The sequence below is a fragment of the Streptomyces sp. NBC_01808 genome, assembly GCF_035917395.1.
In the GTDB taxonomy this organism is placed as follows: domain Bacteria; phylum Actinomycetota; class Actinomycetes; order Streptomycetales; family Streptomycetaceae; genus Streptomyces.
Window position 1 is genome coordinate 7,933,181 of sequence record NZ_CP109072.1, and the last position, 12,463, is coordinate 7,945,643.

Genomic DNA, 12,463 nt, shown 5'->3' on the forward strand with positions numbered 1-12,463 from the left:
GTCGAACTCGTGCGGAGGTCCTTGCAAAGCCCCGTCGATACGCGGGTTGCGGAGACGGCGGGGGTGCCTCCGGGGGCCGGGAGTACCGTGCCGGGTGCGGAGGGCACGGCCGGTGCGGATCGACACCCGCCGCGGGTGCGGGGGTGAACGGGCGCCGAGCCCCCTCCGGCAGCTACGCGTCCCAGCTCTCCCGGTGCTCCGCCACCAGCGCCTCGTTCTCCCGCTCGACGGCCTCCGGCCGCCGCCCGGGGCGACGCGCGCCCACCGCCCTACGGTGAACAGATATCGGTCTATCGGACCGCAGATCATTCCTTCGAGTGCTATGTGGGGCCGAGTGCCGGAATATCCAGTACGCGCTGGCACGATGATCCACATCTCCCCACGAGGGCCGAAGTGCCCCAAGCCACCGTTCTCCAGCAGAGATTGCCGGCACCAGCAGGAGGTACGCCGTTGTCCCGTAGCCAGGTCTCCGCAGCGCACGGCGGCGCCGGCGCGCCGCCCCGCGACCGGTCCGCCGATGCGCCGGACACCCTGCCGGTCACCGCGGGGCAGCGGGAGGTGTGGCTCGCCGAGCAGCACTCCCCGCACCACAGGTCCGCCCTGCGCCTCGGCGAGTACCTGGCGATCGACGGGCCCGTGGATCCTGACCTGTTCGAGGCGGCGCTGCGCCAAGTCGTCGGCGAGGCCGACGCGTTGCGCGTACGGCTGGTGCCGGGCGCGGAAGGGCCCGTGCAGGTGCTGGAGTGCGAACCGCCGTGGAAGCTCGCCTTCGTCGACCTGAGCGGTGCCCCCGACCCCGAGGCGGCCGGGCGGGCGTGGGCCGACGCCGACGTCGCCAGGCCCATGGACCTGGCCGCGGGGCCGCTGTTCAGCTTCGCGCTGCTCAAGCTCGGTCCCGACCGGTTCTGGTGGTATCACACCTACCACCACGCGGCGGTCGACGCGTTCGGCTACGCGCTGGTGGCCCGCCGGGTCGCCGAGGTCTACACGGCTCTCGTACAGGGCCGGGATGCGGGCCCTTCGCCCTTCGGCCCGCTGGCGGCCCTGGTCCAAGCCGATCGGGAGTACCAGGACTCGGCGGACCGGGCCGCGGACCGGGCGTACTGGAAGCGGCAGTTGGCCGGCTGGACCCGCGCCGCCACCGCCGACCCGGGCGCCGTGGACGACGCGGCAGCGCGGCTGCCGCAGCAGCGCCCGGCGCCCGGGGGACCCGCGGGGGAGGGGCCCGTCGCCGCGGATCCCGCGCAGCCGACCGTGCCGCGCACCCCGCTGCTGCCGCTGCTGCGCCCCGCGGCGCTGCGCGCCGCGGCCCGGCGTGCCGGGATCTCCCGCTTCCGCCTGGTGTTCGCCGCCGTCGCCCTGTACGAGCACCAACTGACCGGCGCCCAGGATGTCGTACTCGGGCTGACCGTAGCCGGCCGGGTTGATCCGGCCTCCAGCTCCACCCCGGGGATGCTGGCCAACGGCGTTCCCGTACGCCTGGCCGTACGCCCCGACATGCCGCTGCGGGACCTGCTGACACAGGTCGACGAGCGGATGCGCGAGGCCCTCGAGCACCAGCGCTACCGCGCCGAGGACCTGCACCGTGACCTCGGGGTGCCCGCGGGCGCGACGTTCCCGACCATGGTCAACCTCATCGGATTCGACTACGACATCTCCTTCGCCGGCCACCGCTGCACCGCGCACAACCTCTCCTTCCCGTCTGGCGCCGATCTGGTGATCATGGTGTGGGACCGGCGGGACGGCACCGGCCCGCACATGAGGCTGCACGCGCCGCCGGGGCAGGGCGACCGCACGGACCTCGTGGACACCCAGCGGCGTCTGATGAACTTCCTCGCCGACCTGGCGGACACCGATCCCGGCACTCCGGTTGGCCGGCTCAGCGCGACGCCGGAAGGCGAGCAACGGCGCCTGCTCGCCATGGGAGACGCGGCCGCAGCCGGCGCCCCCGCCGCCCCGCTGCCGCAGCTCTTCGTGCGGCAGGTGCGCCGCACGCCCGACGCCACTGCGGTCGTCGCCGACGGCACCACCGTGACGTACAGGGAACTGAACGCCCGCGCGAACAGGCTCGCGCACGCGCTGGCGGCCCGCGGAGTCGGGCCGGAGGAGGTCGTGGCCCTCGTCCTGCCGCGCACGCCGGAGCTCGTCGTCGCCGTCCTCGGGGTGCTCAAAGCAGGCGCCGCCTATCTGCCGGTGGACCCGGCGTATCCGGAGGCGCGGAAGGCGTACATGCTCGGCGACGCCCGCCCCGCGCTGGTGATCGACGATCCGCGGATGGTGGCCGAGTTGTCCCACGGCTGGCCGGACACCGCACCGGACCTCGCCGCCGACCCGCGGCACCCGGCGTACGTCATCTACACCTCGGGTTCGACCGGGCGGCCCAAGGGGGTGGCGGTGACCCACACGGGCATCGCCTCCCTGGGCAGGACCCACGCCGAGCATCTCGGCGTCGACCCCAACAGCAGGGTGCTGCAGTTCGCCTCGCCCGGCTTCGACGCCTTCACCTGGGAGGTGTGCGCCGCGCTGCTGTCCGGGGCGGCGCTGGTGTTCGCCCCTCCGGACGGGCTCCGTGCGGCCCTGGACGACGTCACGCACGCCACCGTGCCGCCGTCCGCGCTGGCCGCGGCGGCCGACCCGGGCGCACGTGTCGCGACGCTGGTGGTGGCGGGCGAACCGTGTCCGCCGGGGCTCGTGGCACGGTGGGCGCCGCGGCGGCGCATGCTGAACGCGTACGGACCCACGGAGACTACGGTGTGCACGACGATCAGCGCGCCGCTGGCGCCCTCGGACACCAGCCCGCCGATCGGCCGGGTCATCCCGGGCACCCGCGTCTACGTGCTGAACGGCCTGCTGCGGCCGGTGCCCCCGGGGACCGCCGGGGAGTTGTACGTCGCCGGGCCCTCGCTTGCCCGCGGCTATCTGCACCGGCCGGCGCTGACGGCCGAGCGGTTCGTGGCCGACCCGTACGGCCCGGCGGGGACGCGGATGTACCGGACCGGCGACGTGGTGCGCTGGCGGGCGGACGGCCAGCTGGAGTACGTCGGCCGCGCCGACCGCCAGGTCAAAGTCCGCGGTTTCCGTATCGAACCGGGGGAGGTCGAGGCCGGGCTCACCGCGATCCCCGGCGTCACGCAGGCCGCGGTCGTCGCCCGCCCGGACCCGCACGGCGACCTCCGGCTCGTCGCGTACGTCGTGGCCGGCGACGGCGGGACGGATCCCCACCGGCTGCGGGAGCACCTGCGGGAGCGGCTGCCCGGCCACCTGGTGCCGTCCGCGTTCGTGATGCTCGGCGAACTCCCTCTGACTCCGAACGGCAAGCTCGACCGCGACGTGCTGCCGGAGCCTGACGAGCAGCCCGCCGCGTCCCTCGGACGAGTCCCGCGCACCCCCCGCGAACACGTGCTCTGCGAGCTGTTCGCCGACGTGCTCGGCGTGCCGCAGATCGGCGCGGACACCGACTTCTTCGCCGCCAGCGGCCACTCGCTCCAGGCCATCCGCCTGGTCGCCAGGATCCGCACCGCCCTCGGCGCCGACCTCGCGCTCAGCGCGCTCTTCGAGGCGCCGACCCCCGCCCGGCTCGCGGCCCGGCTCGACGGCGCGGGCCCGGCACGGCCGGCGCTCACCGCGGCGCCGCTGCCGGCGGCCGAGGCGGCGCCACTGTCGTACGCGCAGCAGCGGCTGTGGTTTCTGCACCGCGCCGAGGGCCCGGCCGCCACGTACAACATCCCCCTCGCGCAGCGGTTCACGGGCGAGCTCGACCGGGACGCGCTGGAGCGGGCCCTGGGCGACGTCGTGGCCCGGCACGAGAGCCTGCGCACCGTCTTCCCCGACACCCGCGACGACGGCGCCGGGCCGCGGCAGCGGATCCTCGGCTCCGCCGCGGCCCGGCCCGCGCTGCCCGTCACCGAGGTGGCCGGCGCGGCGGAGCTGCGGCGGAAGCTGGCGGAGGCCGTACGCTACGGCTTCGACCTGGCCGTCGAACCGCCGCTGCGCGCCGAGCTGTTCGTGCTCGGCCCCGCCGACGCCGTCCTGTGCCTGGTCATCCACCACATCGCCGCCGACGGCTGGTCCATGGCCCCGCTCACCCGCGACCTGGCGACCGCGTACGCCGCCCGCCTGCGCGGAGAGAAGCCCGACTGGGCGCCGCTGCCGGTCCGTTACACCGACTACACCCTCTGGCAGCGCCGCCTCCTCGGCGCCCCAGAAGACCCCGACGGCCTGCTGCACCGCCAGCTCGCCCACTGGACGGCGGCGCTCGCCGGCCTGCCCGACGAGATCGCGCTGCCCCGCGACCGGCCCCGGCCCGCCGTCGCCTCGTACGCGGGCGGCCGGGTCCTGCTGCACATCGACGCCGAACTGCACGCGGCGCTCGCGGAGGTGGGCGGCCGCTCGGGCGCCAGTCTGTTCATGGTGCTGCACGCAAGCCTCGCGGCGCTGCTCACGAGGCTCGGCGCGGGCACCGACCTGCCCGTCGGCAGCGTCATCGCCGGCCGCACCGACGAGGCGCTCGACGACCTGGTGGGCTTCTTCGTCAACACGCTGGTGCTGCGCACCGACACCTCGGGCGACCCCGCCTTCACGGAGCTGGTGGAGCGGGTACGGGACACCGCACTGGCGGCGTACGCCCACCAGGACGTGCCCTTCGAGCGGCTCGTCGAAGCGCTCAACCCGCCCCGCTCGCCGGGCCGCCACCCGCTGTTCCAGGTCGCGCTGTCCGTCGACGCCGACGAGACCGCGGAGTTCACGCTCCCCGGGCTGCGCACCTCCCGGATCCGGGTGCCCACGCGGACCGCCAAGTTCGACCTGGACATCGGCATCGGCGAACAGCGCACCGCGGCGGGCGAACGCCTCGGCCTGACCGGCACCCTCGACTACGCCACCGACCTCTTCGACCACGCCACGGTGGAGGAGTTCGCCGACCGCTGGGTGCGCCTGCTGCGGGCGGCCGTGGCCGAACCCGGGATGCCGATCAGCCGGATCGACGTGCTGTCCGGCGCCGAGCGCCGGCTCCTCGTGGGCAGCGCAGACGCAGAGACGGAAGCAGACGCAGACACGGACACGGACGCGGAGGGCGACGGCGAGCCGGTGCCCGCCCGCACGCTGACCGAGCTGTTCGCCGCGCGGGTACGCGCCACCCCCGGCGCGGTCGCCGTCGCGGCGGCCGGTACGGAGCTGACGTACGCAGGACTTGACGCCCGCGCCAGCCGGCTCGCGCACGCCCTCACCGCCCGCGGCCCCGGCCCCGAGGACGTCGTGGCCGTCGCCCTGCCCCGCTCCGCCGACCTCGTCGTGGCCCTGCTCGCGGTCCTCAAGGCCGGCGCCGCCTACCTGCCCCTCGACCCCGGCTACCCGGCCCCGCGCCTCGCCGCCATGGTCGCCGACGCCCGCCCCGTGCTGCTGCTCACGGACACCGCCACCGCTTCCGCCGGCACCCTCGGCGCCGGCGGCCCGCGGCTGCTGCTCGACGACCCGGCGCTGGCCGCCGGATCGGCGGCCCTGCCCGGTACGGAACCCGCGCCGGGACCGCGGCCCGATCACCCGGCGTACGTCATCTACACCTCAGGCTCGACCGGCGCGCCCAAGGGCGTCGTCGCGCGGCACGCGAGCGTCGCCGCCGTCGCGGAGCGGTACGGGGAGCAGGTGTTCGGCCCGGTGGCCCGGCGCGCCGGCGGCCGGCCGCTGCGGGTCGCGCTGACCGCCTCGGTGTCCTTCGACGCCTCCTGGGGGCAGCTCGCGGCCCTCACCGCGGGCCACGAGCTGCACGTGCCGGACGACGGTACGTGGACGGACGCGGACCGGTTCGTGGCGTGGCTCGCCGAACGGCGCATCGACAGCGTCGACGTCACGCCCTCGTACATGCAGGTCCTCTGCGACCGCGGCCTGTTCGCGGACGGGCGCCCGCGGCCCGCCCTCGCGGTCCTCGGCGGCGAGGCGCTGCCGGCGGAGCTGTGGCGGGAGCTGCGCGCGGTCCCCGGGCTGACCGCCCACAACATGTACGGGCCCACCGAGTGCACCGTCGACTGCGTGCAGGCGCGGCTCGACGACACCGGCACGCCCGTGCTCGGCCGGCCCGTCCCCGGCGCCCGCGCGTACGTCCTGGACGCGGCGCTGCGGCCGGTGCCGCCAGGCGTGACCGGCGAGCTGTACGTCGCCGGGGCCGGCCTGGCGCGCGGCTACCTGCGCCGCCCCGGCGAGACCGCCCTGCGGTTCGTGGCCGACCCGTACGGCCCGCCGGGCGCGCGGATGTACCGCACCGGGGACCTCGCCCGCCCCCGCCGCGACGGCCGGCTCGACTTCGCCGGACGCGCCGACGACCAGGTCAAGATCCGCGGCCACCGCGTCGAACCCGGCGAGGTCGAAGCCGCCCTCGCCGCCCATCCCGCGGTCGCCCGCGCCGCGGTGGTCGCGCGCGCCGACCACCGCGGCGACAGCCGGCTCGTCGGCTACGCGGTGCCCGCCGCCGGTGAGCCGGAAACGGCGGCACTGCGCGCCTTCCTCCGCGCGCGGCTGCCCGCCCACGCCGTACCGGCCGCGATCGTGGCGCTGCCCGCGCTGCCGCTGACGCCCAACGGCAAACTCGACCGTCGCGCCCTGCCGGCCCCGGGCACTCCCGCGTCCCCCGGAGCCGGCCGCGCGCCGCGCACCCCGTACGAGAAGGCCCTCTGCGAGCTGTTCGCCGAAGTGCTGGAGCTGCCCGCCGTCGGCGTCGACGACGACTTCTTCGCGCTCGGCGGCCACTCGCTGCTCGCCACCCGGCTCGCCGGCCGCATCGGCGAACGCCTCGCCGTCCCCTTCGGCCTCTCCGCGCTCCTGGAGGCCCCCACCCCGGCAGGACTCGCCCGGCAACTCGGCGCGGAAGGACTCCGGGCCGCGCCCTCCTGGGTGCCGGACTCCGAGGCGAAGCTCAGCCCCGCGCTCCGGTTCACCGCCGCCGTGCCCCCGGTCGGCGGCCCTCGCGAGGTGCTGCTGACCGGCGCCACGGGCTTCGTCGGGGCCTTTCTGCTCGCGGAGTTGCTGCGGGCCACGACGGCCCGGGTGCACTGCCTCGTACGGGCGGGCACCGCCGCCGGGGCGCGTGAGCGGCTGGCCGCGGCGCTGCGCGCGTACGGCCTCGACGCCGCGGTGGGCGACCCGCGGACCGTCGCCGTCCCCGGCGACCTCGGCGCCGTCGACCTCGGCGCAGGGCCGGAGGGCTGGGCCCGGCTGCGGGACGGCGTCGACACGATCGTGCACGCGGGCGCGCGCGTCCACCACGTCTCGCCCTACGCCCTGCTGAAGCCGGCCAACGTCGAGGGCACCCGCACCCTGCTGGGCCTTGCGGCGGAGGGGCGGCCGAAGGCGTTCCACCACCTGTCGACCCTCGGCGTGTTCCGGGCGTACGGCGCCGGCGCCCTGCCCGTCACCGAGGAGTCGCCGACCGGCGGCGAGCAACACCCGTACGGCAAGGGCTACTCCGCGAGCAAGTGGGTCGCCGACCGGCTGGTGGAGCGGGCGTTCGCGCGCGGTGCGAGCGGCGGCATCCACCGGCTGGGCCGCATCTGGGCGCACTCCGCGATCGGCGCCGTCAACCGTGACGACATGTTCTCCCGGCTCCTGGTGAGCTGCGCGGAACTCGGCTGCCACCCGGTGGATCCCGCGCTCGACGAGGCGCTGCTCCCCGTCGACGCCCTCGCCCGCGCCGTCGTCGCGCTGGTGCTGCGGGACGACGGCGGCCCGGGATCCGTCCACCACCTGCACCACCCGCGCCGCATCGGGCCCGGCGCCTTCATGGCGGGGCACGGCCGGCTGCACGGGACGCGCTCCGCGGCGGTCCCGCTCGCCTCCTGGCTGGGGCGGCTGCGTGCCGCGGGCGCACGCGGCCGGGAGCTGCCGATCGCGCCGTACCGCGAATACCTGGAGGACCTGGCCGGGACTGCCGGCACGAGAGCCCAACCGGTGTTCGACAACGGCCGGACGGTCGGGCTGCTGCGGCGGTACGGGGTCGGGATCCCGGACGTCGACGAGGCCGCCGTCGACGCGTACTGGACCTTCATGAAGCGCTAGCGCACGCCTGCCGTACGAGACCGACCGTCCGCGCCGCCGCCGCGGCGCACCGTATGAGAGAACCGGTGGTTGCTTCCGATGACCTCGACCCTGGCCGCAGGCCCCCACGCCAACGGCGTGGCCGTGGCGGCACCGCGCGCCCGCAGCAGGACCGGGAGCCGCGCCGTGCCCCGGCCGCGCTCGATCCTGCCCGGTCGGCAGCGCTGGGAAATCGACCTCTTCCGCGGCAGACCGGGGCTTGCCCGGGTCGCGGAGGCGTCGCTGCGCCAGGCCCCGGGCATCGAGGACGTACGCGTCAACCCGGTCACCGGCCGGGTGCTGCTGCGGCACGACCACACCCTCGCCGCGCGCGACGCCGCCCGGCTGCTGCACGTCGCGGTCGACCGCGTGCTCACCGCCCTGCACACGCCCGAGGCGAACGCGCTGGGCGCTGGCCCCGCCGCCCCGCCCGCGTACCTGCCCGAGGCCCGCCCCCCGCGCGGCGCGGAAGGCACCGCCCGCCGGCTGCCCCGGATCCTGGGCCTCGGCTGCGCGGCAGCGGCGGCGGTCGCCGGCGGGCCGCTGCTGCTGCGGTTCCTCAGACGCCCCCTGCTCACCCTCGGCGCGGCCGCCGTGGCGACGGCCGTCGTCGTCCGGCGCGCCTGGCGCAGAACCGACCGGGCCCGGGAGGGGCCGGACGGGCCAGGGCCGCGGCGGCACGCGGTGCGGCGCATCGTCGGTCGGCACCGGCGTAAGTTCGGCGTGGCGGCGCTGCTTTCCGCGCTCTCCACGCTGGCGGAGATGGCGCTCTTCGCGCTCACCCCCTCGATCGTGCTGCTCGTCGCGCGCGGCGGCAGCGCCACCCTCACCCGGTACGGCATCGCCGGCATCTCCGCCCAGCTGGGCACCCTCGCCGCCGCCGGCGCGCTCGCCTGCGCCGTCATGGCGGGCACCGGGTACGCCGCCGGCGTCGCCTGGCGCGGCGTGGCCCAGGACGTCGAGGACGACTGGCGCACCCGCACCTACGCCCACGTCCAGAGCGTGGCGCCGGCCGACCTGGAGAACGAGCGCGTCAGCCGCGTGAACGCCGTGCTGTCCGAGGACATCGGCCAGCTCGGCACGTTCGTCGGCACGAACATGCACGACGTGGTGCAGATGGGCGCCGGACTGGCGCTCCTCGTCCCGATGTTCCTGCTGCTCGCGCCGCAGCTCGCCTGGATCGCGTTCGCGCCGATCCCGCTCGTGGCCTGGCTCTCGTTCCGCTTCCACGAGCGCGCGGTGGCCGACACCGCCGCCTGCGGCGAACGCCGGGCGCAGCTCAACAGCCGGGTGACGGAGAACCTGCACGCCCACACCACCATCAAGTCCGCCACGACGGAGGCGCACGAGATCACCCGTATCGGCGAGCTGAACGGCCGGTGCAGCGAGGCCAACAGGTCCGCCGGGCGCAGCGCCGCGCTGCCGCCGCAGATCCTGCGGCTGGCCGGCGGCTCCGCGTTGGTGGGCACGGTGCTGCTCGGCGGACGGGCCGTACTGCGGGGCGAGCTGGCGACGGCGGCGTTCGGCCCGCTGATCGAACTCCCGGGCATCGCCATGCTGAAGCTGTCCCGCGTCGGCAGCGCCTCCGACCACTACCAGCGCACCCTCGCCGCGCTGGAGCGGATCGAGCGGCTGCACGAGCTGCCCGTGGAGCCGCAGGGCCCCGCCGGGACCGACGGCCCGGCCGCCGCGGGCAGGGAACTGCCCCTGCGCAGTCTGCGGGGGCGGATCGAGCTGCGGAAGGTGACCTTCGCCTACCCCGGCCGCGCACCCGTGCTGCGCGACACCTCGCTGATCATCCCGCCGGGCCGGACCACCGCCCTCGTCGGCACCACCGGCGCGGGCAAGACCACCATCGCCAAGCTCCTCATGCGCTTCCGCCATCCCGAGCGGGGGCAGGTCCTGCTCGACGGCACCGACGTGCGCACCCTGGGCCTGCCGGACCTGCGCCGGGCGATCGGGTACGTCACGCAGGAGCCGTTCCTCTTCGACGCGACCATCGCGGAGAACATCCGCTACGGCACCTTCCACGCCACCGAGGCCCAACTCGTCGCCGCCGCCCGCACGGCGGGAGCGCACGCGTTCATCGACGGCCTCCCCGACGGCTACGACACCCGGGTCGGCGAGCGGGGCGCGGCGCTCTCCGGCGGGCAGCGCCAGCGGATCGCGCTGGCCCGTACCGTCCTGCGCGACCCGCCGGTCGTCATCCTCGACGAGGCCACGTCCGCCGTGGACAACGAGACCGAGGCCACCATCCAGCGGGCCCTGCAGGTCTTCGGCACCGACCGCACGATGCTCGTCATCGCGCACCGGCTCTCCACCGTCCAGTGCGCGGACCGCATCTACGTCATGGGCTCCGGGGGAGCGGTCGCGGAGCGCGGGACGCACGACGAACTGGTCGCGCTCGGCGGTGTCTACAGCTCGCTGTGGAAGCTCCAGTCAGGCGGGCCGGCGCTGACATAGCAGGTGGTCATTCGTTCGAGTGGTAACGACACGCGGAGCCTCAAGAAATGCCGCTGAACCGAGACAATGAACGTCCGTTGAGAACCAGGAGCGTGGAATGACGCACGCGACCAATCCGTTCGAGGACGACGAAGCCCGTTTCCTGGTGCTCGTCAACGACGAGGGCGAGCATTCGCTCTGGCCGGCCTTCGCCGACGCACCGCGGGGCTGGCGCGTCGCCCTCTCCGAGGACACCCGGCAGGCGTGCCTGGAGTACGTCGAGAGGACGTGGACCGACATGCGGCCGCGCAGCCTCGCCGAGGCCGGGGACGGTGGCCGATGACACTGCCACGGGCCGCATCCGCGCCGACCGGCTCGGCACCGCCCGGCTCCGCACCGGGGCCCCGCACCGCCCGCGAACTTCCGCCCGCCGGCGGTCCGTACGTGCCCTCACCGGAACTCCGCGCCGTCCTCGCCCGCCATCCCGCGCTCGCGGACTTCACCGCCCGCGTCACGGACTTCCTCGACCGGCATCTGCCCGAGCCCGTCACGGAGGAGGTGCCCCGGCCGCCCTGGCTCGAACTGCGCGGGCACGCGGCCCGGGCCGGGCTGACGGGCTTCGACGTGCCCGCGCGGGGCGGCGGCGGGGACGCGGGCGACGGCGCCGGCCAGGCGCCCGGCGGGGGCCGGGGCGCGGCCGTGCCCGCGGGTCTCGAACGGGTGGCGCAGGGGCTCGCGATGTACCTGGCCGGACGGCGCGACTGCGACGCGCGCGAGGTCTTCAGCTCGGGCCACGGCGCGATGGCCCTGCGCTACGGCCCGCCCGCCGTCGCCCTGGCGGTACGCGACCGGGTGGTCGAGCGCGGCGAGTTGGCGGGCGTCGCCTCCAGCGAGCCGCACTCCGGCTCGGATCTGCGCGGCCTGCGCACCGTGGCGGTGGACCACGGTGACCACCTGGTGGTGTCGGGTACCAAGGGGCTGGTGAGCCGGGTGGAGGAGGCCGTCGGCTTCGTGGTCTTCTGCAAGGTGGTCGCGCCCGAGCAGGCCGCCGCCCTGACCGCGGAGGGCGCCGACACCGGTGCCCGCACGGCCCTGCGGGAGGTGCCGCTGTCGGCGCTCTGGCTGCCGATGGACGCCCCCGGCGTGCGCACCCAGACCGCCACCCCGCTGGGCCTGCGCGGCTGGAGCCTGGGCCACCTGCACTTCGACGGCGTACGGGTCGGGCGCGACCTGCTGCTCGGCGCCCCGGGCGACGGCCGCCGGATCTTCGACGCGCACTTCGCCGGCTGGCGGCTGATGATGGCGCTGGTCTGCCTGGGCACGGCGGGCGCCGCGATCGACGAGGCGATGGCGCGCACCCGCCGGCACAGCGTCGGCAGGACGTCGCTGGCGAGCATCCCGTCCGTGGCGTCCCGGCTCGGTACCGCGGCGGCGGAGGTGCAGGCGGCCACCGCCTGGTGCTTCTCGCTGCTGGAGGGCCTCGACCGGGACGCGGACGGGGCCGACGTGGCGGCCTGCTCCGCGGCGAAGGCCCTGGCCACGGACGCCTCGTACCGCGCGGTCGACCTCGGGCTCCAGCTCCACGGCAGCGACGGGTACACGTGCCACACCCCGATGGAGAAGCGTCTCCGCGACATCCGCGGGCTCCGTATCGCCGACGGTCCGAACGACGTCCTCTACAGCGTGCTGGCGCACTCGCTGCTCGAAGGCGCCAGGGCGGGTGCGCGGGTGGTGCGGCAGCGGCAGGTCTGAGCGGAGGTCAGGGGAGCTTGCCGCGCAGTGCGGAGAGATAGAAGGGGATTCTCTTCACGGCCTTGCGTGACACCGGGACGACCTCGATTTCGCCGCACCTGTGGTCGTTGATGGTGAGTAGGTATTCGCCGTCCGCATGCCGCAGTTCCGCAGAATAGAGAAGGTCGTCGTCCCGGTTTTCTCGTTCATTCACACGGGAAACGATAGG

At 75.6% G+C, this 12,463-nt stretch carries 5 protein-coding genes; 4 read left to right on the top strand and 1 reads right to left on the bottom strand.

Going from position 1 to position 12,463, the window contains the following annotated elements:
- The first annotated feature begins 450 nt into the window (after nucleotides 1–450).
- The 4 genes from OG946_RS34695 (at nucleotide 451) to OG946_RS34710 (ending at nucleotide 12,255) form a co-directional block, all read left to right on the top strand.
- Nucleotides 451–8,043, top strand: a complete 7,593-nt coding sequence (locus OG946_RS34695) for a non-ribosomal peptide synthetase (RefSeq protein ID WP_326799894.1) — start codon at nucleotides 451–453, stop codon at nucleotides 8,041–8,043.
- A 78-nt stretch (nucleotides 8,044–8,121) separates the two neighbouring features.
- On the top strand, nucleotides 8,122–10,524 hold the full coding sequence (locus OG946_RS34700) for an ABC transporter ATP-binding protein/permease (protein WP_326799895.1): 2,403 nt from the start codon (nucleotides 8,122–8,124) through the stop codon (nucleotides 10,522–10,524).
- A 97-nt stretch (nucleotides 10,525–10,621) separates the two neighbouring features.
- Nucleotides 10,622–10,846, top strand: a complete 225-nt coding sequence (locus OG946_RS34705; protein ID WP_326799896.1) for an MbtH family protein — start codon at nucleotides 10,622–10,624, stop codon at nucleotides 10,844–10,846.
- The gene (locus OG946_RS34710) at nucleotides 10,843–12,255 is read left to right on the top strand and encodes an acyl-CoA dehydrogenase family protein (RefSeq protein WP_326799897.1); all 1,413 of its coding nucleotides are present in this window, start codon (nucleotides 10,843–10,845) and stop codon (nucleotides 12,253–12,255) included. Before OG946_RS34705 ends, OG946_RS34710 begins: the two co-directional genes overlap by 4 nt.
- A 7-nt stretch (nucleotides 12,256–12,262) precedes the next feature.
- On the opposite strand, the gene OG946_RS34715 is transcribed toward OG946_RS34710, so the two are convergent.
- Complete coding sequence (locus tag OG946_RS34715; RefSeq protein WP_326799898.1) at nucleotides 12,263–12,448, bottom strand: hypothetical protein; 186 nt, start codon at nucleotides 12,446–12,448, stop codon at nucleotides 12,263–12,265.
- Nucleotides 12,449–12,463 lie beyond the last annotated feature (15 nt).

What these genes read in the sequence shown, in the direction of transcription:
- OG946_RS34700 (WP_326799895.1), top strand. Translation starts at nt 8,122, where the DNA reads ATGACCTCGACCCTGGCCGCAGGCCCCCACGCCAACGGCGTGGCCGTG.
- OG946_RS34705 (WP_326799896.1), top strand. Translation starts at nt 10,622, where the DNA reads ATGACGCACGCGACCAATCCGTTCGAGGACGACGAAGCCCGTTTCCTG.
- OG946_RS34710 (WP_326799897.1), top strand. Translation starts at nt 10,843, where the DNA reads ATGACACTGCCACGGGCCGCATCCGCGCCGACCGGCTCGGCACCGCCC.